The organism is Pseudomonas canadensis (assembly GCF_030980095.1).
GTDB lineage: Bacteria > Pseudomonadota > Gammaproteobacteria > Pseudomonadales > Pseudomonadaceae > Aquipseudomonas > Aquipseudomonas canadensis.
In genome coordinates this window covers 2,114,456-2,139,147 of sequence record NZ_CP133298.1, presented here as the reverse complement: position 1 = coordinate 2,139,147, position 24,692 = coordinate 2,114,456, and the positions used below count along the sequence as shown (strand labels likewise).

General features: G+C 59.3%; 19 protein-coding genes and 1 pseudogene. 4 read left to right on the top strand and 16 right to left on the bottom strand.

Annotated elements, in window-relative coordinates:
• The first annotated feature begins 167 nt into the window (after window positions 1-167).
• Genes codB through codA form a run of 3 tightly spaced genes read left to right on the top strand, consistent with a single transcriptional unit; the run spans window position 168 to window position 3,901 of the window.
• On the top strand, window positions 168-1,436 hold the full coding sequence (gene codB, locus RB216_RS10010) for a cytosine permease (RefSeq protein ID WP_236318859.1): 1,269 nt from the start codon (window positions 168-170) through the stop codon (window positions 1,434-1,436).
• Window positions 1,433-2,638: a PucR family transcriptional regulator gene (locus RB216_RS10005; RefSeq protein ID WP_028619562.1), complete on the top strand. Its 1,206-nt coding sequence runs from the start codon at window positions 1,433-1,435 to the stop codon at window positions 2,636-2,638. Before codB ends, RB216_RS10005 begins: the two co-directional genes overlap by 4 nt.
• Before the next feature lie 27 nt (window positions 2,639-2,665).
• The gene (codA, locus tag RB216_RS10000) at window positions 2,666-3,901 is read left to right on the top strand and encodes a cytosine deaminase (RefSeq protein ID WP_308908631.1); all 1,236 of its coding nucleotides are present in this window, start codon (window positions 2,666-2,668) and stop codon (window positions 3,899-3,901) included.
• A gap of 9 nt (window positions 3,902-3,910) precedes the next feature.
• On the opposite strand, the gene RB216_RS09995 is transcribed toward codA, so the two are convergent.
• The 5 genes and pseudogenes from RB216_RS09995 to RB216_RS09975 all read right to left on the bottom strand — a co-directional run bounded on the left by RB216_RS09995 (window position 3,911) and on the right by RB216_RS09975 (window position 10,979).
• A complete protein-coding gene (locus RB216_RS09995) occupies window positions 3,911-6,061 on the bottom strand; it encodes a lipase family protein (protein WP_308908630.1) in 2,151 nt (716 codons plus the stop codon).
• A 14-nt stretch (window positions 6,062-6,075) separates the two neighbouring features.
• Window positions 6,076-6,852, bottom strand: a pseudogene (locus RB216_RS09990) (hypothetical protein).
• A complete protein-coding gene (locus RB216_RS09985) occupies window positions 6,845-7,681 on the bottom strand; it encodes a DUF4123 domain-containing protein (RefSeq protein WP_068931746.1) in 837 nt (278 codons plus the stop codon). The pseudogene RB216_RS09990 and the gene RB216_RS09985 overlap by 8 nt, the downstream one beginning before the upstream one ends.
• On the bottom strand, window positions 7,681-9,699 hold the full coding sequence (tssI, locus tag RB216_RS09980; RefSeq protein WP_308908629.1) for a type VI secretion system tip protein TssI/VgrG: 2,019 nt from the start codon (window positions 9,697-9,699) through the stop codon (window positions 7,681-7,683). The genes RB216_RS09985 and tssI overlap by 1 nt, the downstream gene beginning before the upstream one ends.
• Before the next feature lie 305 nt (window positions 9,700-10,004).
• Window positions 10,005-10,979, bottom strand: coding sequence for a diaminopimelate epimerase (locus RB216_RS09975; protein ID WP_308908628.1), 975 nt, complete (start codon window positions 10,977-10,979; stop codon window positions 10,005-10,007).
• A gap of 523 nt (window positions 10,980-11,502) precedes the next feature.
• Here RB216_RS09975 and RB216_RS09970 point away from each other — a divergent pair.
• Window positions 11,503-12,654 (top strand): MFS transporter, encoded by a 1,152-nt coding sequence (locus tag RB216_RS09970; protein WP_028619555.1) that lies wholly within the window; start codon window positions 11,503-11,505, stop codon window positions 12,652-12,654.
• A 58-nt stretch (window positions 12,655-12,712) separates the two neighbouring features.
• On the opposite strand, the gene RB216_RS09965 is transcribed toward RB216_RS09970, so the two are convergent.
• The 11 genes from RB216_RS09965 to RB216_RS09915 all read right to left on the bottom strand — a co-directional run bounded on the left by RB216_RS09965 (window position 12,713) and on the right by RB216_RS09915 (window position 24,683).
• Window positions 12,713-13,624 carry a hypothetical protein gene (locus tag RB216_RS09965; protein WP_308908627.1) on the bottom strand — a complete coding sequence of 304 codons (912 nt, stop codon included), beginning with the start codon at window positions 13,622-13,624 and terminating at the stop codon, window positions 12,713-12,715.
• 651 nt (window positions 13,625-14,275) lie between these two features.
• On the bottom strand, window positions 14,276-15,175 hold the full coding sequence (locus RB216_RS09960) for a hypothetical protein (protein WP_308908626.1): 900 nt from the start codon (window positions 15,173-15,175) through the stop codon (window positions 14,276-14,278).
• 224 nt (window positions 15,176-15,399) lie between these two features.
• A complete protein-coding gene (locus tag RB216_RS09955) occupies window positions 15,400-17,805 on the bottom strand; it encodes a TonB-dependent siderophore receptor (protein WP_028619553.1) in 2,406 nt (801 codons plus the stop codon).
• Between the two features lie 97 nt (window positions 17,806-17,902).
• Window positions 17,903-18,856, bottom strand: a complete 954-nt coding sequence (locus RB216_RS09950; protein ID WP_308908625.1) for a FecR family protein — start codon at window positions 18,854-18,856, stop codon at window positions 17,903-17,905.
• Between the two features lie 26 nt (window positions 18,857-18,882).
• A complete protein-coding gene (locus RB216_RS09945; RefSeq protein ID WP_308908624.1) occupies window positions 18,883-19,383 on the bottom strand; it encodes a sigma-70 family RNA polymerase sigma factor in 501 nt (166 codons plus the stop codon).
• An 83-nt stretch (window positions 19,384-19,466) separates the two neighbouring features.
• The gene (locus tag RB216_RS09940) at window positions 19,467-20,111 is read right to left on the bottom strand and encodes a CGNR zinc finger domain-containing protein (protein ID WP_068931739.1); all 645 of its coding nucleotides are present in this window, start codon (window positions 20,109-20,111) and stop codon (window positions 19,467-19,469) included.
• Window positions 20,112-20,207: 96 nt separating this feature from the next.
• Complete coding sequence (gene cysC / locus RB216_RS09935; RefSeq protein ID WP_236318488.1) at window positions 20,208-20,810, bottom strand: adenylyl-sulfate kinase; 603 nt, start codon at window positions 20,808-20,810, stop codon at window positions 20,208-20,210.
• Window positions 20,807-22,036 carry an MFS transporter gene (locus tag RB216_RS09930; protein ID WP_032864593.1) on the bottom strand — a complete coding sequence of 410 codons (1,230 nt, stop codon included), beginning with the start codon at window positions 22,034-22,036 and terminating at the stop codon, window positions 20,807-20,809. Before RB216_RS09930 ends, cysC begins: the two co-directional genes overlap by 4 nt.
• Window positions 22,037-22,046: 10 nt before the next feature.
• The gene (locus RB216_RS09925; RefSeq protein ID WP_122684182.1) at window positions 22,047-22,817 is read right to left on the bottom strand and encodes a class I SAM-dependent methyltransferase; all 771 of its coding nucleotides are present in this window, start codon (window positions 22,815-22,817) and stop codon (window positions 22,047-22,049) included.
• 7 nt (window positions 22,818-22,824) lie between these two features.
• Window positions 22,825-23,961: a Rossmann-fold NAD(P)-binding domain-containing protein gene (locus tag RB216_RS09920; protein WP_028619546.1), complete on the bottom strand. Its 1,137-nt coding sequence runs from the start codon at window positions 23,959-23,961 to the stop codon at window positions 22,825-22,827.
• Window positions 23,958-24,683, bottom strand: a complete 726-nt coding sequence (locus RB216_RS09915; protein WP_305384520.1) for an SDR family oxidoreductase — start codon at window positions 24,681-24,683, stop codon at window positions 23,958-23,960. The genes RB216_RS09920 and RB216_RS09915 overlap by 4 nt, the downstream gene beginning before the upstream one ends.
• Between the last annotated feature and the right edge of the window lie 9 nt (window positions 24,684-24,692).

The following is a 24,692-nucleotide window of genomic DNA, read 5'->3' as shown; positions in this document are numbered from 1 at the left end:
GCTTTCGTGCCCAATTGGGCACGGCGAACATTCCTGCCTGCGTTGTCCCCCTGTTTAGCTATAAATACTGTGCACGGTGCACAGCACCCGTCGTGCGCTCGTCACTGCTGCCGGTTTGGCACGCGCGGTGCAATAGGCCTGCGTCACTCATTCAGGGAGCAAAGCACATGACGCAGCAAGAACCGGGCAACGATTACCCCCTCAGCGAAGTCCCGATGCATGCGCGCAAAGGCCTGGCGTCTACCGCCATGGTGCTGCTGGGCTTTACCTTTTTTACCGCGACCATGTTTGCTGGCGGCAAGCTGGGGGTGGCGTTCAGCTTTACCGAGATGCTCGGCGTCGTGGCCCTGGGTAACCTGCTGCTGGGTATCTACGCCGCAGGCCTGGGTTACATCGCCTTCAAGAGCGGGCTGAATTCGGTGTTGATGGGGCGCTTCTGCTTTGGCGAAGTGGGCAGCAAGCTCAGTGACTTGATCCTCGGCTTCACCCAGATCGGCTGGTATGCCTGGGGCACCGCCACGGCCGCCGTGGTGCTGGGCAAGTATTTCGAACTGAACCAGGGCAGCGTGCTGGCGTTGATGGTGCTGTTCGGCCTGGTGTTCTGCGCCACGGCGTACGTTGGTTATCGCGGGCTGGAGATTCTGTCCTACATCGCAGTACCGGCGATGGGCATCCTGTTGTTTCTGTCGATGTGGGTGGCCACGGCCAAAGTCGGCGGGCTGGATGGGCTATTGGCGGTGGTGCCGACCGGTGAACTGGACTTGTCCACGGCGATCACCCTGGTGTTCGGCACCTTTGTCAGCGGTGCGACCCAGGCCACCAACTGGACACGTTTTTCGCGCTCGGCCAGGGTGGCGGTGCTGGCCAGCCTGATCGGTTTCTTTATCGGTAACGGCTTGATGGTGCTGATCGGCGCCTACGGTGCCATCGTCTATCAACAACCGGATGTGGTCGAAGTGTTGCTGCTGCAAGGTTTTGCCATGGCAGCAATGGCCATGTTGCTGCTCAACATCTGGAGCACCCAGGACAACACCATCTACAACTTCGCGGTGGCCGGCTGCAATCTGCTGCGCACCCAGCGTCGCAAGTCCGTGACACTGGCTGGCGCGGTGATCGGCACGCTGCTGGCGTTGCTCGGCATGTACGACATGCTGGTGCCGTACTTGATTCTGCTGGGCACGGTGATCCCGCCGATTGGCGGGGTGATCATGGCGGACTTCTTCTATCGCTATCGCGGCCAGTACCCGCGCTTGGCAGATGCGCGTCTGCCGGCATTCAACTGGCCGGGGCTGGTGGCCTATGGGATGGGTACCGTGCTGGCGTTCAACTCGCCTTGGGTCGCACCGTTGGTGGGTATCGTCGCCGCGTCGTTGACCTACATCGTGCTTACCGCCGTACTACGCGTGCGTGCGCCTTTGGTTGACGTCCAGGCATGAGCCTGACTATTGCCGACGTGCTGGCGTTGCCGGGCCTCGAACCCATGCGCCTGCGCGCCGGCGCGGCCGGCCTGGATAATGCCGTGCGTTGGCCGTATGTGGCGGAAAACAGCGGGATCGCCGAATGGGTATTGGGCGGCGAACTGGTGTTCGTGACCGGGATCAATCACCCACGCGACGAGGCCAACCTGCTGCAACTACTAGAGGAAGCCTGCGAACGTCAGGTGGCCGGACTGGTGGTCCTGACGGGGCCTGCATATATCCAGGCGATTCCCCCGCGTTTGCTCGACGCCGCCGAAGCCGCGGGCATGCCGCTGATCGAACAGCCTTACTCACTGAAAATGGTGTTGGTGACCCAGGCCATTGGTTCAGCACTGATCCAGTCCGAGCAGTTGGGGCGCTCGCGGCATGATGTAATGGAGCGATTGCTGACAGGCGATTACCAATCCCTGGATCTTTTGTTGCACCGGGCCTCGCAACTGGGCATGGCAGTGGCCGGGCATTGGCAGGTGGTTCAATTGCAACTGGAAGGCAGTGAGTTGCTCTTTGCCCAAGGTGATGCGGCTTCTGTGGAGGCGCAGCTGGCTCGCCAACATGACAGAATCAGCCGTCGATTGCGTCAACTCTCGGCCGGCTTGCCGGTATTGGGCCGTGCCGGGCAATGGACGATGCTGCTCCCTGCTCCGGATGCTGTCGCAGCATTGGCTAACCGCCAGCAATTGGCCAACTGGCTCAAGCCGCTGAACCTGCGCCTGGCACCACTCAAACTGTTTATCGGCCTGAGCGCCGCCGCTCACCCACCGGCACACCTGGCCCAGGCGCAGGATGAAGCCCGCCAGGCGCTGGCCGCTGCGCGACGCTTCAGCGAGCGCGCCGGGTTGTGCGTGTACGACGAACTGGGCGTACTCAAGTTGCTCAGCGGCGTACGTGATCGCGCCCTGCTCGACCAGTTCCTCAATGAGCGCCTGGGCCCGCTACTGCGCCATGACCTGCACCATGGCCCCAGCCTGATGCCCACCCTGGAAGCCTGGTTCCACGAGAATGGTAACCTTGTAGCCGCCGCTCAGCGGCTGGCCGTGCATCGCAACACCCTGACGCACCGCGTCCAGCGCATCGAAGCCCTGTGCGGCCTGACGCTGGATAATGCTTATGATCGCCTGGACATCGGCATTGCGCTGATGATCTGGCGGCTGTCTGCCTGATTGTTTTTAGCCAAGAGGAACTTGCCCATGCACATCATCAACGCCCGCCTGCGAAACCGTGAAGGCCTGCATGATCTGCACCTGGAACATGGCCGGATCGCCAGTATCACGCGGCAATCGGGGACACCGACTGCGGCGGCCGACGACCTGGACGCCGCCGGCAACCTGGTGATTCCCCCCTTCGTCGAGCCGCATATCCACCTCGACGCCACCCTGACGGCCGGCGAACCGCGCTGGAACATGAGCGGCACCCTGTTCGAAGGCATCGAGTGCTGGGGTGAGCGCAAAGCTACCATCACCCAGGAAGACACCAAGACCCGCGCCAAAAAGACAATCCAGACCCTCGCTGCCCACGGCATCCAACATGTGCGTACCCACGTCGACGTCACCGACCCGGACCTCACGGCGCTAAAGGCCATGTTGGAAGTGCGCCAGGAAAGCGCGCACCTGATCGACCTGCAGATCGTCGCATTCCCCCAGGAAGGCATCGAGTCCTATCGCAATGGCCGCGAGTTGATGGAAGAAGCCATCCGCCTGGGCGCCGACGTGATCGGCGGCATCCCGCACTTTGAATACACCCGCGACCAGGGCGTGAGTTCGGTGAAGTTCCTGATGGACCTGGCCGAACGTACCGGCTGCCTGGTGGACGTACACTGCGACGAAACCGACGACCCACACTCACGTTTTCTCGAAGTACTCGCCGAAGAAGCCCGCAGCCGTGACATGGGCACCCGCGTTACCGCCAGCCACACCACCGCCATGGGCTCCTACGACAACGCTTACTGCGCCAAGCTCTTCCGCCTGCTGGGGCACTCGGGAATCAGCTTCGTCTCTTGCCCAACCGAGAGTATCCACCTGCAAGGCCGCTTCGACAGCTTCCCGAAACGTCGCGGCGTCACCCGGGTCAATGAGCTGCTGGAGGCCGGCATGAACGTGTGTTTCGGCCAAGACTCCATCGTCGATCCCTGGTATCCCCTGGGCAACGGCAACATCCTGCGGGTACTGGAAGCGGGTTTGCACATTTGCCACATGCTCGGCTACCGCAACCTGCAAACCGCCCTGGACCTGGTCACTGACAACAGCGCCAAGGCGATGGCCCTCGGTGACCGCTACGGCCTGGAGCCCGGACGGCCAGCCAACGTGTTGATCCTTTCGGCGGACAGCGACTACGAGGTCATCCGCAGCCAAGGCTTGCCGCTTTACTCGATTCGCAACGGCAAGGTGTTGATGAAGCGCCAGCCGGCGCAGGTTGAGTTTGCGTGAACGCCTGGCTCAGACGATCGAATCGATATCCAGTGTTTGCGCCCTCCCCCATTCGTGATGAAGCACAGGAGGAATGCGGGCGACCTGCGACAGCTCATGGTTTTCACGGTGGCTGAACCAGCGCTTGAGGCTGGGTTGCAAGTGGGCGCTATGGGCTTGACTGCCGTAGACATCACGGGCCTCCAGGCGTCGCCAGCGCAGGGTCGCAAGGCGCTCTCGACTAATGTGCAAGCGGTCTATTTCGGTATTCAGAGCTTCGCTGTGTTCATAACTTCGGTCGTTGGCAGGCCTTAGACGCGCCAGTTCCCGGCGCTTGTTGCGCAGTTGCTGGCGCATGGTCTCAAGCGCCAGGTCGAGTAACTCGAACTCTCTTGGTGTGATCAGCGGGCCGTTGTTTTCCTGGGTTTGTTGCCAGCGACGCAGCGTCGCCCAGGCCGCCGGAATGTAGCTGGCGGTCATGAAGTGCTGGTTGGCCTGGAACAGCTGTTTCAGCAAGTTATCCCGCTCGGGCATGTCGCCATGTAGTTGCAAGGCTCGGTTGCAACCGGCCTCCTGGATGGACTCACAACCGGGCTTCCACAACACCGAAGACTGTGTGCCGTCCGGCAACATGATCGGCATGAAATGGTGTTGTTCGCCGTGGTGTTGGTAAGGGTTTCCACCCAAACGCACCAAACCGGCGGCGAACAACAGGCCGCCCGGCGCAGGGGCGCTGAACAGTGTGATGGCGCCAGGGATCCAGAGTTTGGCGGTGGTGTTCATCCACGGTGCCGGCACGCTGGGGACCGGGTCGTTGTGATTGACGATGCGGTGGTGGACCAGGGTTGAAGCGCCCTCAGTGAACTCGGCGTCGGCGGCGCGGGGGGCGCCGTAGGTGTAGAGGAGGATGTTGTAGTTGCCCTCGGGCGCTCGGCGTAAGCCTTCCGCCAGGAGCAACGCGATTGCGCCGCCCAGGCTGTGGCCGCAGATGATAATTCGTTGGCCTGTGTAGAATTGGTCGAGGTAGCGCAGCACGAAATTGCGCATTGCGCAGTACGCTTGGTAGAAACCTTCATGTGCCTTGCCGACACCTTCCACAAAAGCTACCTGATGGGCGTTTGCATCACGCATCCCATCTGCGGCGCTGGCGGTTCCACGCACCGCGATCAGGATTACCTCATCGTGATGGGTGATAAACGCCTGGGTATCCGTACCAAGCTTTTCATCATCGAAGAAATGCAGATTCGCCGGATGTTCCTGTTTATCCCCCAGCTCGGGTTGGTTTTGTGGATACAGTTCAGGATCGAAGGGAAGGATCTCAAAGCGCTGGGAGTAAGGGACCTCTTCGTAAATGGGGTAGAAACGCTGCACTTGCTCTGCATCAAATCGCCAACCCTCGTGGTAACCCGAGAGCTGTTCGGCGAACAGATGTCCGACGCTGGGATCAAGGGGGAACCGCACTTGGTCCTGGGGTTTTTTAGGTGGCTCTTGGCCGAAGTTGCAATAACTCAAGGTGGCCATCAATGCCAACTGATAAAGGTTCAAGGCGCAGAAACCGTCTTCGATTGAAAGCATCGGACGGAAGGCTCGCAGTGGCCGGACCTCCAAAGCAGTGTGGTTGTTGGGAAACAACACGATTCCTGCCAAGTTTGATTGGGGCGGTCCAAACCCCAAGTCGCCCATCATTTTTAATGCGTGCCGCTGGGGTTGATGACTCCGCTGCGCAATCGGTGGCAAGTGGGCGACATGACGGACCAAATCGCGCACTTCGACCTGATAGAACCGGTTGGCCTTTTGCTGAGCAGGATTACTTTCGAGGCGCCGCCCATCAGAGGCGGCAAACCGCGTCTGTTCAGCCCGAGCCTGAAGCTCGGTGATAGGGAGCTTGTAGGTGGAGCGCACCATCAGCCATTGGTATGTCTGCTCTGCGCCGGAATACAGATCATCAAAAACAAGTACCACGGGCCCACAATATATATCTTGCAGCTTGGCAAACCCTTCTCCATTGAGCCTGCCTTTGTATTGCTGCCCTGCACTATCGTAGACAGTATAAGGCAGGCCACCGTATGCCGTTCCCACGCCCAGTTCATCGACCAGGCAAAAGCTCACCCAATGCCCGCGCAATGAACAGGCCGGCTTGCTATCACTGAAAAAAGACTGCTTCCTTGCATCCAGCTTCATGGCCTTGCTCCTTGTCATTTACACGACGGATAGACATCACAGACGCGACCATCCGGCATTTTTATAGGTTTAAAGTCGGAGGTGTTGCCGTTACAAAACGCATAAAGGTCTTCAAAGCTTTTACCTCTACAACGCTTCCAGCCGCCCGGAACGACTACCTAGTTATCACCAACAGCCGGTTCTTCCTTATCAGTGACGGTCAACGTCAACCTGAGCGTTTTTCCCGCTAATTGATCACGGTGAGCAACACCACCCGCCACAGACTTCTGCAACTGTCCCTGTTCATTTATCGAGCGACATTGCAGAAGCTTCCTGATCGCATGAAACGGCCCCACCGTCCTGAACCGCCAATGACATTGCCCAACCATTTCCTGGACACCCGACTCAGGCATTCCAGATTGATCATCCCCGCTATCTCGTATGGCGATGCCTGCACGATCTCCACCTACGTCCGTATCACGCTTTCCCCACTTCGCATAAAACTCAAACTCCAGACTTCGCAGTACCGAAGGGCAGCCCTCGATTTTTTCGTTCAGCGGCAACTCATAACTCACCCGACTTGCCAGAGGTTTGTAGTCCGTAAAAAAGACTTTCCGCTCAGGCCTCTTTCCTCGACGTCGCGGCAAAGTGCAGAATTCACCCGTAGCGGGCAAATAATTTGCGGCCGTTTTAAGCTCAAACTCCGGCGGCAGATCCACCTCCAGCGTAAAGCTATCAACCGATTTGCCCGCACACCCTGTCAGCCCCAGCATCCCCACCACACCCCACACACCTAGCCTTCGCCTACTCATCTTTTTTCCCCATCAGTCTCCACTGCTCCACGACCCGCTCAAAGTGATCCGCCGGTGCCTCCCCAGCCAGCGGTTGCCACCGAATAACACTCTCCCGTATGGCCTCCTCCAACCGTCGCACCACCAGAAACTCCAATCGCTCGGGCCCCCGCCATTGCCAGACACGGGCCTGCTCCAACACCTGGCTCAGCCAGATTCTCGGGTCCTGGAATTCCACCAATGCAACCAGGTCTTCGCTGTGTTCGGCCAACAGGTAACGCAGGATATTGGCGTGCAGGATGGCTTCGGCGTTTGGGTTGGGTGTGTTCAGCCAAGGGACCGGGTCGGGCAGCGAGTTCTCGCCAGGGGCCGGGTTGTCAGCGATGCGCCAGCGGTCTTGGTGCCAATAACAGACGCTGATCAACGGGCCGAGGAATGCCGGCCAGTGCTCTGCGGACATATAGGCCAGCGCACGCGCCAGGGTGCGGTTGTCGTGAAAGCGGTACAGCGATTGCGCTTCTTCCGGTCCCGTCAGCAAACGATCGCGCCAATGTCGAGTCACGGCCGTCAGGTCATCGCTCGGCAAGCTGCCCAGCCAACCCCAGTTACTCTCGGGCTGTTGCAGGAGGTCTCCTAATGCAGGCTCGTTCATCTGCTTCAGCCGCAGGATCACAGGGCCTTCCATCGCGAGTTCCGCCAGTACCGTCTCACCATAGACGCTGCAATAGTCCGACAAGCTGCGCACCGCCAGCAGCGGCGCGCGCGCGGCGCTCTGCCCGTCGAGAATCAAACACAGGTGCCGCCCGACCTGCTGTTGTTGGGCCATCCAGTGGCCTGGCATGTCCTGCATCAGGCAGCCCTCCCCGGCAAATCACACAGGCCTTCACGGCAGCGCTCGCACACCGGGCAGTAGTCCGCCCCCAATTGCCTGGCCAGGGTCATGATCGCGCCTTGTACCTTGGAGACCTCTGGCGCACCGGCCACACTCAAGGCGCTCGCCAATTGGGTCGCAGACGGTAAACCGCCAAGGGCGATGGGACGACTGCTGAAGATGCCTCCCGCCTGGATGACCAGATGCTCTCCACCTGCCTTGAGGCTCAGTTGCGCCCCGGCATCGATTACCAGGCTGGCACCGGATTTAAGGTGGAGTTGCTGCCCAGCCTCAATGACCAAGGTCTGCGCCACATGGGTCCGGCTATCGCCCTGCACATCTAGGTAGTCGCTCGCCTTGAGCAGCACTTTGCGATCGCCGGTGACCTGACGATGCTCTTCGCTTTCCAAGTAAACCGTGCTTAGCCCATGGATGACTTCTCGCCGCTCCCCCACGACCTCCAACCGGCTGTCATGACCGACCCGTTGCTCCAGGTCCCGCTGCGCACGCAGGTAGACAAGCTCCTCGCCACGACGGTCTTCCAGGTACACCTCGTTGGCGCCTTCACCACCACGGGAACTGCGGCTACGCAAAACGCTGCGGGTCTTGTGCTGCGGCAAGGAATAGGCCGGCCGGTGCAACGCATTCGGCAGGCAGCCGTTGATCAAAGGGCGGTCGGGATCCCCGTCCAGGAAGGTCACCAGCACTTCCATACCGACCCGCGGGATCATCGTTGCACCAAACCCGTCACCGGCCCACCCGGACGCCACGCGCACCCAACAACTGCTTTTATCATCCGTGTTGTCCAGTCGGTCCCAGTGAAAGCGCACCTTCACCCGACCATGGGCATCGCAATGCACGTCCTCACCGGCAGGCCCGGTCACGGTTGCGGTCTGGCTGCCATTGATGGTCGACTTGGGATGCCTGAGGGGCGGTCGATGCACAGCCTGCCAAGGCGTTGCGGTAAAACGATTGCGATAGCCCTGGAACAGGTCGGTTGTGGGCGTTGCTTCCTCCAGCACCTGGGGTTGATAACCCTCATGACGCACTGACGTAATCAACCACAGGTCGTTGCAGGATGGGTCGGGGTGGTCTCGTATCTCAAGGAAGTGCCCGCTGCGCAGAATTGGCTGATCACTCTTGCCCAATGCCCGATGCCGGTCGCGCTGGTGACGCTCCAGGCTCCGACATGCCAATTGCTTGCCACGGGTATGACCGGTGAATCCCGCGGGATACTGATAGTCCTCAAGGGGGAGTGTCGACGCGACACCCGCGCTGTCGTGCAGATGCAAGGAGGGATGTTCGAAGTCGTAATCACGACGCACCGTTTTTTGGCTGCGAATGCCCAGGCGTACGTCGAAACGCTGGATAACCGGCGCATCTGCTTGTGGCCCGCCAGGAGCGCTATAGCGTTGCACGGGTAAACGCCGAAACACGGTCTGGTCATCGCCAAACACCAGCAGATGAGTGTCCACGCTGTGACGAAAATGGTAGTGAATTCCCTCCTCTTCACACAACCGCTGGATGAAGTGAAGATCACTCTCTGCGTACTGCACACAGAACTCGCGCGGCGGATAAACCACGGGGCCAAGCTCGAAAACGTATGCGTCCGCCAGGATGCCATGTTGCTCAAGGACCTCTGCGATGATCTGTGGCACGCTGCGCTGCTGGAAAATCCTCTGGTCACGTCGGTGTGCAAGGTAAGCCAGCCGGGGTGCCAGGGTCAGGCGGTAGCGCGTGGTGCGCCGACCGGGGTCATCACGGCCAATGGCGTAGATCAACCCGTGCAGGCCCACGTTCGTTTCGCCGAAATCCAGGTAGGCGGGTTGGTGGAGCAGCGCCTCCAGATCAGGACAAGGGTTTTCGCTGACCACCTGTATGTGGATGAAATACGGTTGATCGAGGGTTTCACTGCCTTTAAATGCCAGGACTTGCGAATCGATGTTGATGGGTGGAAGAACCAGATTGAAACGTGAAGAAAAAAACGCGTTAACCATCCGTTGTTACCCGTCGTTAATGAATGAAAACCCTGAGATATTCCCTCGCGCCAAATGTGAATTCAGTGGCCGAGAAAAAGTGCTGGAACGCCCCAAAGCTTAGTCATTTCAGACAGGAATCGGCCGCTTAAAAATAAAAAAGAAGTTTCGTACGGCGAAGTTGGAAGTATCTTTTACAAAATAATAAAACGAGCCAGTGTGCCATCCCTTAATAACAAGAAATGTCCTACACCAACTTACATCAGCATAACTAACTAACATAGAAACGGCCGACACTGATTTACAGCGTCAGCCGTTAAAGAACTTCATGCCTGCAGCTGCGCAGTGCCGAACAGACTGACGCTCAACAACGTCTCGCCCTGAGTGAGCAAGCGAACCGGCGCAATGCCACCTGGCATCACCACCGACACCGCGCCCCTCTCGACCCAGCCCGCCCGCCAGGCGGCACACGCCACCGCACTGGCGCTGGTTCCGGAAGACGCGGTGGGCCCCTCTCCCCGCTCGAATACCCGTGCGATGACCCGATTGCCGGGCTGGCGCGCCGCCCATTGCAGGTTCACCCCTGCCGCACAGGGCCGGCCACTACCCGCAGGCGGCGCAAACGCAATGGCCTTCAAGGGTTCGAACAGGGCGGGTTGCTGCATCTGTGTGTTGTCCGGCAACGCCGACACCTGCTCGACCAGCGTCACGCAATGGGGGTTACCCACCCGCACAAATTGGCTGGTTGCCCACTGTGGGTCGATCGCCGCCAACTCGCTCACATGACTCAGTCCAGTTTCATCCACATCCCTCTGCGCGCCCACCGCCTCGGGCCCGAAACCCGGCCTCCCCAACTCAAGCCAGAACCCCGGGACCTGTTCAAGGATTGCCGGTTCAACCCGTGTCGACACGGGTGATGCCGCGTCCGATTTGTCGTGGTGCACCCGCAACTCACAGGCCTCACTCATCAGGGCCTGGTCGGTGAGTGCCTGGGCGAAAATCGTCAAGCCGTTGCCACTGCGTTCGGCCAGGGAGCCGTCGGTGTTGACGATCAGCAGGTCAAACGGCGGCTCGGCCTGGAACGGCCCGACCAGCAAGCCATCACAGCGATGAGCCTTGGCACCGGCCGGACGTGGTAGCGAGCCCCAACTGCATTCGGCGGCGATAGCCGACGATGTCCAGTTGCTGCGGGTACGCGCAGCCCGCGCAGCGCTCTCGGGTACAGCAATGCCCGCGTCTCTCAATGAGGCCGGGCTGACCACGCCGTAGATATTGCCGCGGGCGTCGTAGAACAGTGCCATGAGGTCGTCCACCTGGGCATGTGCTGAAGGAGGAGCAGATTGTGTGGGATCTCGACGCTATACACCATCCTGCAAGCACTACACTCTCAGTTTCCCTGGATGGACGTTTTCATCAGGCCGATGCCCGCAAACTCCTGCGCCATCCTAGCCGCCTGTCACTGCACGCCACAGCGGCGGATAGGGTAGTGATCGAGAGTTACAAGGGTAGCGCCGAGGTGGTTGAGGTCAACGTCTATGGGCCAACGTCTGCCTGACCAGGTGCCGAAGGCGGCCTGGAAGGTGGTAATCCACCGAGAGAACCCTGGGGTTCAAAAGCCCCCGCAGGGATTACGCACCTTCCAGACCGCCTCCTACACACTCAATGCTGCTTGTGTGGCGGCGAGCCGTACTGACGTTCCAGATGTGTAAAAATAAAATTCCCGACCGCCGCAATCCCAAGGGAACCCGGCTCGCGTGCCACGGCCTGATGTGCAAGGATGTCACGCCGGACATCGTTCGTAGAACGCAAAACCAAGGATTTTTCATGACTGCCATCCCCACCTCAGCGCCCGTGGTTCCCGGACGGCTGGAGCAAATGTCGACCCGTATCGCTTTCTTCATTGCCGGATTCGGCATCGCAGCCTGGGCGCCGCTGGTGCCCTATGCCAAGGCCCGTGCGGATTTGAGCGAAGGCACACTGGGCCTGTTGTTGCTGTGCCTGGGTGTCGGCTCGATCATTGCCATGCCGGCCGCCGGTGCGTTGGCATCGCGTTTTGGCTGCCGTCGCGTGCTCAGCGCCGGGACGATCATGATCTGCCTGGCATTGCCGATGCTGGCGACGGTCAGCTCAATTCCGTTATTGATGGCGGGGCTGTTCCTGTTCGGTGCCGGCCTCGGCACCGTGGACTCCACGGTCAACCTGCAGGCGGTGATCGTCGAGAGAGCCAGCGGCAAGACCATGATGTCGGGCTTTCACGGGCTGTTCAGCCTGGGTGGGATTGTCGGTGCGGCGGGCGTTTCGGCGTTACTGGGGCTAGGACTGTCGCCACTGCAGGCGACCCTGGTAGTGATCGTCATCACGCTGGCGGCACTGCTCAAGGCCGCGCCGCACTTGCTGCCCTACGGCAGCGAGAGTTCGGGCCCGGCGTTTGCCGTGCCCCACGGCGTGGTGCTGTTCATCGGTTGCCTGTGTTTTATCGTGTTCCTGGCCGAGGGTGCGGTACTCGACTGGAGCGCAGTGTTCCTCAGTGCCGAACGCGGCGTTGACGAAGCCTATGCGGGTTTGGGTTACGCGGCCTTTGCCTTGACCATGACGGCCGGGCGATTGACCGGCGATGCCATCGTGCGCCGACTGGGCGCTACGCGGGTGATCGTAGCCGGTGGCGCACTGGCGGCGGCAGGTACATTCCTTGCCACATTGTCTCCGGCCTGGGAAATGGCCTTGCTGGGTTATGCACTGATAGGTGCCGGTTGCTCCAATATCGTGCCGGTGCTCTATACCGCTGTTGGCAAGCAGACCGTCATGCCAGAACATATCGCCGTGCCGGCCATCACCACCCTGGGCTATGCAGGGATATTGGCTGGGCCGGCGGTAATCGGATTCATCGCCCATGGCAGCAGCCTGGCCACCGCCTTCCTGTTAATTGGAGGGTTACTTGTGGCGGTGGCTGTCAGTGGAAAAGTCTTGCGGGTCTGAACGTAGGGCGGCATCGTCGGCTTGAGGCTTTCAAGCCGCTGATGCGCGCCTGCATACCTTACTTCCCCTTCTCTGCCTTGTCGTTCTCCAGCCAGCGGTCAATGCTGTAGTTCTTCAACCAACCATCGTCGTTATGACTGCCGAAGATGTTGTAGCCGTTGGCTTTATGACTGTCCAGAGAGGCTATCAATCCTGGTCGTTCCATCAAATTTTTGGCCAGGTAGACCTGTTGTTCGCTGTACATTTTCAAGGGAAACCCGGTGCGCACATCGCGTAAAGGCTCGCCGTTCTTATCAGTCTGGTTCGGATCCTTGCTGATCTCGATGAGTGTGTCTTTTTTGACGTACCGGTGTTTTTCGAAAAAGAATGTGCGGTCTTCGGACTTATCCCTGAAATCATCAAACATACCTCTGAATGCCTGGACGACCTGAGCGTCGGTTTTCGCATGGAACGGGTCCGCGCTTTGTGTATTGGGGTTGGTATTGCCGATCTGTGAGTCGCCAGCCTTGGTCAGGCTGTCATGAGTGATTTCGCCACCCTTGGCAGCAATCGCATCGTTCAACCGGGGCCGGTTAAGTATCTCTCGCGCCAACATAATGGTGCGCTCTGAGACCTTGCTGCTGCTGGGCTCCTCTTTGGCTATCTCTTGTAAGGAGTTCTGGGTCAGCCGGCCATCTTTCTTGAAGGCGTCCAGCAATGGCAGGTTGTTCTTCAAATCAGTCGCCAGCAGATGGTCATCCGAGCTGATGAAGGGGTTGCCAACTTTTGTCATGCCTCCATACATATTCTGGCCGTCGAAGTGCCGGTCGGCGCCGTTCGCGAAACGGGTGTTGAATGGCTGCGCCGCCGGCAGCGGCTTACCCAGCGCACGCGCATCGACCTCAAAGCGAGACTGACCGCTCCCCGTTGGCCCAGGTGTGTTGGACCCAGCCGTTTGCGTATAGCTCAGATTATTGACACGACCAATCATGATTCACCTCCACCCTATCTAGATTTCGTAGCCTGGGCCTTGATTGCCTGATCTTCGAACAGGCATCGAAATCAAGATGGCACAAGCAGCGATTGAGTGGTCCCCAGAAAACAACGGTTCCGAAGACAGTCATCCAAAACACTGGATATGCCCCAGGGAATGTTAAGCGCTTGTAACCAGATCCCCTGCCGCGCCTCCCCACCCTGGAAATCCCACTGCTCAAAAACAACGACATCTAGCGCCGGGACAACTTGCTCCAAAAACTGGCTAACATGGAAATTACAGAACTGGGCGCCGACTCCTCCGTCAACACCCGAGAACCTTTGTCAAAATCTTCGGCGGTGGGCGCCTTGAAGCTGAACTTCGGCGAGGATGTGAGATTGAGCCCCTTTGGCTCTCTTGGATTTTTTACCTCTTGTGCAAGTGCAGCCAAGTTCGGGGCGTTGTACTGAGAGTATCGGGATTCAAATGTTGTCGAGTTCATGGTCCAGACCTAATCCGGTAGATGAAGGCCCCCATCGGCATTCAATAACCGGTGGATATTTTCTTGGTGGTAGCTCTTTGCAACCAGCTCCACCTGATTGGAGGGTATGGCTGCGCCAAGCGCTTGCCGCCCCCCTGCCGCGTAGTGCACAGCAGGGGGCCCCAGGTCTAACGAAGCAGTGCGTCCAATTCCTGTCGAGAGATCTTTCCATCGCGCTGCCAACTGTGAACGTTGTCCATAGCCGACATCAGGTTCGAACGCGCCATGACCTCCTGCGCCAACTGGATGAGATGATCGCTGCGTGGATTGCCGGTCAACGGTCGCATCGCAAGCGCATGGAGGTCACGAAGCTTGATCGTGCCGCTGCAGAATCCACCTTTCAATTCATTGAAATGATTCAGCATTTCCTGAACGAGTTGCTTGTCGTCTTTCGATTTCAATGGGTTATCTGACTGAATAAAGCTCCTGATATCGCCCTTGGACAAACGCCCGTCCAGTCCACCGGTGCTGCCATTTCGATCGAGCGATTGCAGCAGCCCAGGACGACGCAGCAGTTCGTTCGCCAGCCGAATATTCGCGTCCGTTGAAGGGTCACCGGTCAACGGTCGATTGGCCATTTTTTCCAAACTCTGTTGCGTGACGGAGCGCGAAGGCCAGCGCCCCCTGAACGCGTCATAATTGTTCAAAAGCGCCTGGGCCAATTGCTCGTTGCTCTGCTTTGAATAATGAGGGTCCGGCAACACCGGGGTCGGACGCGGAGGTGGGCCGGGGTTCGGGCGTACATTTTCTGGGAGTGGGCGCGGCGGTGGGCCGGGGTTCGGGCGCACATTTTCTGGGAGTGGGCGCGGCGGTGGGTCGGGGTTCGGGCGCACATTTTCTGGGAGTGGGCGCAGCGGTGGGCCGCCGAATATCGGGCCGCAATGACTGGAATGCGAGGTGAAATGGATGCCTGCCGAGACCTGAGCACGTGTTGCGGTGGCAGACCGTTCGTTACTGGGTTTTTCCGCTCCGGGGGATGTTTTATCAAAATTAGGAGCGACGCTCTGATTGTATGCTGATACCGACATTCCAGTTCTCCAGTTCGGTGTATTCAAGTGCCTGACCTTGAATCGCCAAGGAAGCCAGCGAAGGCAGGCATTTGCTGAGTGGCAGAACGGTAGGAGCCGGTTCCTGAGAGCGCTGAAATTTTCCAGAATTGAAGTAGGAAGAGCATCTGGACGAGTGAGAGACAACCCACTCTATCGGCAGGACTTGCCGCTCTCCTGGATCAGGAAGAGCGGCACTTTTTCAATCAGAACCCGACGCTGGCCTGTACGAAGAACGTACGCGGCTCGCCCAGGTACAACCCGGCATTGTTGTCGCTGGAACGGGTGTAGTGCTGTTGATCGAAGACATTTTTTACGCCCACACCCAGCTTCAGGTTGGACAACTGCTCGCCAAAGTCATAACCGCTGCGTACGTTGACTGAGACGTAACCGGGGATATCACCGTACTGACCGTCAGCTGTGCCCTGAGTGACGTAGGTGCTTGTCGTGCCTGGTGCGCGCTGGCCGGACTGGGCGTACACATCCAGGTTATGGGTCCAGCGGTTGACGTCGTAGCGCAGGCCCAAGGTGGCCACTTCACGTGAATACAACGGCAGGTCACGGCCCTTGAACGGTACGTCGCCCTCCGAGGTGGCCTTGGTGTAGGTGAAGCCGGCATTCGCAGTCAGGCCATCCAGGCGTGGGTCCAGGTTCGACAAGTCGTAATGGGCCGAGGCTTCGATGCCGGTGTGCTTGGTCGCACCGAGGTTGGTCCAGCCCACGTCGTTACTGACGTATTGCAGCTCATCTGAGAAGTCGATGTAGAAGAACGTCAGTTCGCCGCCCCACACATTGTCGTTGTAACGCGTACCCACTTCGTAGGTCTTGGCCTTTTCCGGATTCAGGCCATTGGCAGTCTGATCGCCTGTGCCGCCCTGGCCCAGTTGGAAGTATTGCAGGCTGCCAAACGAAGTCTCGTAGTTGGCGAACAGTTTCCAGGCGTCGGAGACGTGGTACATCACGCTCAAGGCCGGCAGCGGTTCGTTGTTGTGGACTTCACGGCGTTTTTCCTGGGTACGCGTGCCGTTCAAGGCAACCACCGGGCGGTCGTGCCATTCGGTACGGATGTCCTCGAAGCGGATACCGGGCGTAATGGTCCACTTGCCGATATCGACTTTGTTATCGATATAGAACGCGTTGGCCTCGGTCCCCCCGGTGCGGTCCTGGTAGACGTGACCATCGCTCTGCCCACCCGGCGTCGGCACATTGTTGACCAGGTTCAGGCTGGTGGCCTGCTCATGCATACCTTCCTTGAGGTAGCGATAGCCCAGGCTGACTTCCTGGGTACTCGGGCCCACGTCGAACACATGGGACACCCGCGGCTCGATGCCAAAGGTGTAGTAGGTGCGCGGGTAGGAGCCGATCGTCTTGAGGTCGCGGTTGGCGATGTTGCTGCCGCGGAAACTGTCGGAATAGTAAGTCAGCACTTCGGCCTGAGTGCGGTCGTCGATCTGGCGGATGTACTTGAAGGACACGTCCTTGCGGCGACCGCTGAAGTTGTCCCAGTCACGCACCGATTGGTACGGGTTGGCATCGAACTGCTTCTGGGTCAGGCCGCCGGGCATGTCGGCGCTGGCGTCGTAGTAGTGGAAGTTCAGCGAGAAGTCGTCTTGATCGGTCGGCGCCCAATGGGTCTTGAAGATCACGTCGTCGATGTCGTTGGAATTGTTGCTATTGCGGTAACCGTTGCCATTGACCCCTGAGTACAGCAAAGCGGCGCCGATACCGTTGTCGGCGGTGCCGCCGATAAAAGCGTTGTCCACGTGCTTCCAGCCGCCGTGGGCGGAGGTTTGCAGGGTGGTGCCGACTTCGCCGGAGAATTTCTCGGGAATGGCACGGGTCACGAAGTTGATCACGCCGCCGACGTTTTGTGGCCCATAACGCACGGAACCGGCACCGCGCACCACGTCGATGCTGTCCAGGTTACCCGCTGAAATCGGCGCCATCGACAATTGCGGCTGGCCATAAGGTGCAAATGCGGCTGGCACGCCGTCGATCAGAACGGTAGAACGTGGCGACAGGCGCGACGTCAGACCACGTACGCCGACGTTGAGGGAAATATCACTGCCGCCGGTGCCGTTGGATTCCTGCACCTGCACGCCTGGCACACGACGCAACACGTCGCCGACGTTCATTGCGCCCTGCTCTGCCATGGCTTCGCGGCGAATCACCGTGCGGGCGCCGGGATGGTTCTGTACGACTTCAGCGTTGGCATCGCCGAGCCAGTCGCCGACCACCTTGATGTCGGTTGCGCCCAGCTCGAGGGGCGAGCCGGCTTCACCGGTGCCGCTGTTCAGCGGGCGCAAGGTGACGGAACCGGCGTCGATCTGGTAGTCCAGGCCGCTGCCTTGCAGCAACTGGCGCAGGGCTTGTTCAGGGGAAAGGTTGCCGTCTACTGCCGGCGCCTGCTTGCCCGCGACCAGCTCGGGGCTGAAGAACACTTGCAAGGAAGTCTGCTGGCCCAACTGGCTCAGCGCCGCGCCGAGGGGCTGGGCCTGGATATGAATGGCGTCGGCCGCATAGGCCGTAGGGAGCGCGGCACTGACCGCGAGCGCCAGGGCCAGCGGCGCCCAGCGGGAGATTTTATTGTTGTTAACGGCGAGTTTTTTCACGTCGAACCTAGTCCTGTGATCGCAAGAGTATGCGGCTGTTAATGCAAACCAGTTGCAGATGCAGGAGAAGACGAAGAACTCGAAAAAAACCTGAATGTCAGCGTGAAATAATTTCCTGGCTGCCGTCCGGCAAGGTACGCAAGGCCACCGGCAGTATATGCGGCAAGGCCTTGAGCAAGGCGTCGGTGTCGTTGGCCTTGAACACGCTGGTCAGGCGCAGGCTACCCACCGCAGGCGTACTGACCCGCAGCGGTTGCTCGCGATAACGCGAAACCTCGCGCGCCACTTCGCCAAGCGAAGCGTTGTTGAAGACCAGCTTGCCCGTGCGCCAGGCGGTCAATTCCTCGGTGTTCACGGCGTAGGCCGCTGCCACCGACCCTTTGTTGTCGACGTGGGTACCCAGTCCTGCCGTCAGCGTCACCACCGTGTCCGCTGAATGCCCTTGCACCTTCACGGTCCCGGCCTCGACCATCACGCGAGTCTGGTCTTCATCACGACGCACATCAAAGCGCGTGCCGGTCACCGTCACCTGCCCTGCCCCGGCGGCCACCACAAAGGGTCGACTGGTGTCATGCTCGACGCTGAACATCGCCTCGCCCTGCTTGAGTTCCACGCCACGCCGGCCTTTTTCAAAATGCACCGCGACCACGCTGCGGCTGTTGAGGTCCATCACCGAACCGTCGGGCAAGGCCACCTGGCGATGTTCACCCAGGCGCGTGCTGAACTCGGCACTGTAGGGGTTGGGATGATCGAGCCCGCTGAACAGGCCCAAACCCACAGCGACGGCGACCACACTGGCGGCGACCGCATAACGCAACACGACGCGGCGCTTGGGCCGCTCCACCGGGGTCTCACACAACGCCTGCAAACGCGCCTTGGGTAGCAAGTCGGTGGCGCTCCACAGGCCTTGCAACACATCGAATTCATAACGGTGATCGGGATGCTCGTTGCACCATGCATCAAAGCGTTGGCGATCGGCAGCGCTCAATTGGGCGTCTTGCAGGCGCACAAACCATTGCGCGGCTTCGTCTCGGGCACGGTTATCCATCATGGAAGATCCTGTTTCAAAGCGGGCAGTCATGGCGCCATCACGTCCAGGCGGTCGCGCAGATGCCGCAGGGTGCGGATCATATACTTTTCCACCATGTTTTTAGACAGCCCCAGGCGTTCGGCGATTTCCTGCTGCGTCAGGCCTTCGATCTTTTGCCAGATGAAAATCTTGCGGCAGTTGAGCGGCAGCTCAGACAAGGCCCGCTCGATTGAGTCCGCCAACTGGATCGCGTGCATGAAATGCTCCGGGTCGCCGCTGTGGGGCGAGCGCTGATCAAAGGCTTCCAGCGTGATGGCCTCGCGACGGTCTTCGCGTCGATAGGCATCCACTGCGATATTGCGCGCAGTCTGATGCAGATAGGCGCGCGGTTGCTCAACCTCGGAGGAGGTTGACTCCAGCACCCGCAAAAAGGTGTCATGGGCCAGGTCTTCGGCCTGCTGACGGTTTCTCAGGCGGCGCGTCCAGGTTCCGATCAACTCTTCGTAATGTTCGAAAAAGCCTGTTCTGCGGGGCGGCTGAGGGATCATCGCGGGTGCACTGGAGAGGCGGGGCGTGAATAGTAATGCTTCCTATTAAGTGGGGCAATTGCTACCCGCCGGATGACCTCGAACTAATGGGTGCTGGTCACCTGCTTGAGTCGGCTGAGCTTTTCTCGACTGCCGCACACGCTCATCTGGCACCATTTGCGCTGCTTGTTCTTGGAGATATCGAAGAACACCCAATCGCAGTCAGCTGCGCCGCAAATGCGCAATGCGTGCAGATCACCAGAGACCAGTAACTGCGTGGCCTCGATGGCCAAGCGCCCGAGCACCATGGCCGTCAGCTCCTGCGCCGTGGTGCAGGGTTTCCACGCCCAGGCAGGTTTGCCCTCCACGGAACGGAGCACCCGCCAGGCAACGCCCTGCTGGAACATCTGGTTTACATGCTGCAAAGCGTCATCGGGCGCGGGCTCCTGTAACGACAAGGGATAAAACACCGCGTACAGGCACTCCCTGAATGCAATGATCGCGTCCAGGTCCGGCTGGTAGGCCATGGATGACGCAAACACCATCGGCTTATAGTCTTCAAACTCTCGGGCCGAGATCAACGACGCATGCAATGCCCACTCGAAGAAGAACTGAAAGCTGGTGAGTCGCTCCTCTATGACCTTGAGCGAAGTGCCAGGGCGACGCCCATTGGTGGTATTGATAAAGTCCAACACACAGGCTCCACCAATCAGACGGATCGATTTTGCAGTGCCCGTGAAATGTGTCATGCCTACTCCTGAAAAAACGCGTTCTCCCTGCGATGGCGCAGATTACCTTGTTTTTTCAGCGTGCAAAGCGTGTCATCCCCGCGCAAAGACAGACGGCTAAGTGCGAATGTCGTTATGCGCAAGCCAATCAAGAATCGTCGCAACCGACTGTTCCACTGAAAGCGCCTGGGTGTCCAAGTGCACTTCCGGAAATACCGGTACATCGTAATTGGAGTCGATACCGGTAAAGTTCTTGATCAAGCCCGCTCGGGCTTTTTTATAAAGGCCCTTTGGATCACGTTGCTCGGCGGTTTCCAACGGCGCGTCCACATGCACTTCAACAAAGCACTCATTGCCGATGATCGAGCGCGCGTAGTGCCGGCTCGCCGACGAGGGTGAAATCAGCGCCACGATCACGATCAGCCCCGCCTCCAGCATCAGCCGCGCCACCTCGGCGACACGCCGGATATTCTCGTCGCGGTCGCTGTCGGTAAAACCCAGGTCTCGGCACAGCCCGCCACGTACCGAGTCGCCGTCGATGATCGCAGTGATCCGGCCCTGTTCCTGCAGGGCATGGTCCAACGCATCGGCAATGGTCGACTTGCCGGACGCGGAGAGCCCGGTCATCCAGATGACCACGGGGTTGTGTTTCATGCCAGAGCGGTGACTGAACGCAAACGCGTGCAGGTTCCGATGCGGCGTGTCTGGAAAATAACTCATGGCTGCTCGCTCTCCTTCACCGAAACAGGCTGTTTACCCAACAGGAACACCATCACGCATTGCACGAACAGCAACAGTGCCACCACCCAGTAGACCGTCGAGAAGGACCCGGTCAAATCCTTGGAGAACCCGCCCAGGAAATTACCGCACACGCCGCCCAAGCCGATCAGCACGTTGGCAATACCGAAGGCCTGGGTCAGGCGGCTGACCGGCACGATTTGCCCGATGTAACTGGGGACGAGCCCGAAGATAGGATAAAACGCCAGCGCAAACAGAAACGCCGCCAGGTAGAACAACGGCAGGCTGTTGAAACTGAACACCAAGGTGGCAGCCAGCCCCGCGCTCAGGAAACACATCGCCAACGACGCACGTACGCCCACCTTGTCGGCAATCCACCCCACTAGGAAGCCCGACGCCATGCCCACCGCACCGATGGTGGTCCAGATAAACCCGGTGTCCTGTACCGACACACCCAACTCATCACGCAGGAACGGCGCCAGGTAAGTCTGGAACGGCAACAACGCCATGCCATTGAGAAAGGCGATGGCCCAGGTCAGGTACAACGAACGACTGAGCCAGGGCTGCCGACTGTCGAAGGCGGTGGCGCGCTCCCCGGAAAACCCGGTGTCCTGGCTCGCTGCGAGGTTGCGTAACAGAAACCAGGCCACCACGCACAGGACCACCGAGATCAGGCCCGCGGTGAGCCAGATCGAGCGCCAGCCACCATTCAATGTCAGGAACGACACCAGCAAACCGTTGATGAATACGCCGTAGCTGGTGCCGCTGGAAATCAGCCCCATGACGCGGGAGCGATTTCCCGGGCTGAAGCCTTTGGTGACGATCTCCGCCAACGGGATGTACACCGAGGCGGAACAGCCACCGAGCAGGATCAACAACGCCCCCGACAACCAGACGCTGTGACTGACGCTCAACCCCAGCAGTGCCAGGGACGTCATCACCGTCGATACCAGGCTGATCTTCCAGCCCTCGAAAAACCGGCTGATATAGCTTGTAACCGATGAAAACAGCAGGAAGCCAATCTGCGCGCCGCCGGTGATCAGGCCCACCGTGGTGTAGTCGAAACCGATGTCGCGGCGCATGTCCACCACCAGGTTGGCGAACAGGTAGACGCCAAAGCCATAAGTGCTGGCCACGAACCCGGTAAGGACCACCGCCAATACGACGCTGTCCAAGGGCCGGGCATTGCTCTGTACGAGTGTGCTCATCAAGCCCTCCTTATTCGGCGCGCGCCGTGTGGATGACGAAATCACAATTCATCATGTCGTAGTCACGCTCGAAGTCGCCGTAACTCTCATGGTGAGTGAACCCGGACTTGAGCACTTCCCCCTTCAATTCACCCGGCAACAGGGGATAGACCTGCAACCGGTACTGTTCTGCGTTATCAAAGGAATAGATGAACTCACACAGACGCTCATTGACCTCCCCCAGACTGACCGACGCATTCGTACCGCAGTAATAGTAATTTCCGCTGGCCTTGTACTTGCCGGCACGAATGGCGAAAAAATTACGCTGATCCACAATCAGCAAGCCACCCGGCTTGAGCAAGGAGCGGAATTTCGCCAGCACCCGCAACCGATCGTGGGCGGCAAAGACATGACACAACGAGCTGCCCAGGCACACCACAGCATCGAACTGGCCAAGCTCCTGGGAGTCCAGTGAATGCCAGTCTCGGTAATGAGACTGAATGTCCAGGCCATGCTTGCGAAAGTTCGCCCGCGCCTTGGTCAACATGGTGCTACTGCCGTCCGTGGCCACCACTTCGAAGCCCGCCTGCTTAAGCTGGACGGCATGGAAACCGCTGCCCGTCGACACGTCGATCACCGAGTGCACACCGTGGCTACGCAGCAGGTTTTCGAAGAACCCGTCCTCCCCGGCCTTGCGTTTATTCCAATCGATCAACTCATCCCAACGCTCGACGAAATCCGGAGAGTACTGCGTGGCATAACTGGCAACTTCGCTGTGCTTGTTTCTGAAAACTTGATTCATCACACACCTACCAGGTTGAATTCTTGAAGGACAGGTATTTGCTCGCCAGCTCGCGGGCAAATTCGGCGGACTGCTCGATGGCCATGGTGTTCTTGGAATACCCCAGCATCGATTGCATGACGGCCATGCACTGCGGGTTGTAAGTGACCGAACCATCGCAATGGATTTCATCAATGCCATCCTGGCTTTGGCAGATGCTATTGATGCGCACCGCCTCGTCCTGTGGGCACGCGTTGGAGAACTGCACCTGGATCCGCCCATCGTGCAGCCACACCGGATACCCGCCCGGAAGCCCAAGAGGCCCCGGCGCATGCACCAGGACCGGCACGGGCGAAAACAGCCCTTCGATGACCGTGACCGCAGAGCACGCGGTGAGGAACTGCCCATCCACCCCGCCCAGGCGACGGAACTCGGATTTCACCGTCGAGAAAATCGCCTCGGCCGGCAGGCGCCCCACTTCCGGTCGATCGCGCACTTCATACAACAAGCGGTAATTGGCACGCGGCGGCAAACCACCGCGCGGCACGTAGTGGCTGAAGTAATGCTGGGCATACAGCTGCACGTGCACATCAGCGGGTGCACATTCGAGCAACCGTGCAATGGAAAAACGTACAGCCGGAATCAGGTTGGCCACATTACCGACGCCAATGTCCGGCGCCAGGCCGATGCGCGCCAGGATCGGGTTGACCGCATCGGGGAACGCCGCATTCACGGTTTTGGTGCTGATGCCGGAGGCTTTTACCGCCTGCATCAGGCAATGCATCAACGTCAGGTGCATGGGCAGCCAGGGGCCGAACTGGGCCTGGTCGAGCTTTTCGAACGACAGCTTGGGCAGCCCGGTGATCACCCGCCATGACTGCAGCGACGCACAGTTCACCAGCATATCCGGGGCTTCTTCACGCAGTAGCTGCGTGACCTTGCCGACATCCGTCAGGTCGGCAACGACGGGCTTGATGTCGATAAACTGGCCCAACTGCGCACACGACAACGCCACCAGATTGCACAAGCGGATCGTGGCTTCTTCATTGCGCCCCAGCACCACAAAGTCGAACGCGTTTTTCGGTCCCAGAATCTTGAGTATCTGCAGGCACAGGTTGCCGGCGCCCACCAGCAACAGCTTTTTCTTGCGCACCGGAAGACTCATCGCGGGTAGGCTCCGTTGTCCACCGGGATGACCCTTCCGGTGATGTGACGCATCACATCGCCCAACAACAGCAAGATAACCTCAGCCACGCCACCAGGCAGGATGGGGTCCTTGAGGACTTCCTGGCGGGCGTACTCGGCACGTCGGTATTCGGGGATGGTGCCGTAGATGGCGGTTTCATGGATCAGCGCCGGGGACACCACATTTACCCGCACGAACGGCGCGAAGTTCCAGGCGTTGGCCTTGCTCAGGCCGATCACTGCCGCCTTCGTGGCGCCGTAGAGCGCGTCGCAACTGCCCACTTCACCGGCCACCGAAGCGATGTTGACGATGCTGCGCTGGGCTTCGTGCGGCATTTCCCGTTCGGCGAAGTCTTTGGAGAGATAGACCAGCGCCTTGAGGTTGACGGTGAGGATCTCGTCTATCTGCTCATCGGAGTAGGCATAGACACTTTTACCGTGATAAATACCGGCGTTATTCACCAAACCATAAATACTTGCATGGCGCTCATAGAGTCGTGGAATGAACCCCTTGATAACGGTCATATCCGAAAAGTCGGCAATGTGCGCCTCGAACACATCAGCGCCATAGAGACCTTGCAGTACTTTCAAGCCCTCGGCATCCTTATCCGCGCCGATAACAAAATAACCCTGTAGAATCGCCAGTTCCACAGTGGCCCGGCCAATCCCGTTGGCCGCTCCGGTAATAATCAACTTCTTCATGCAACAATC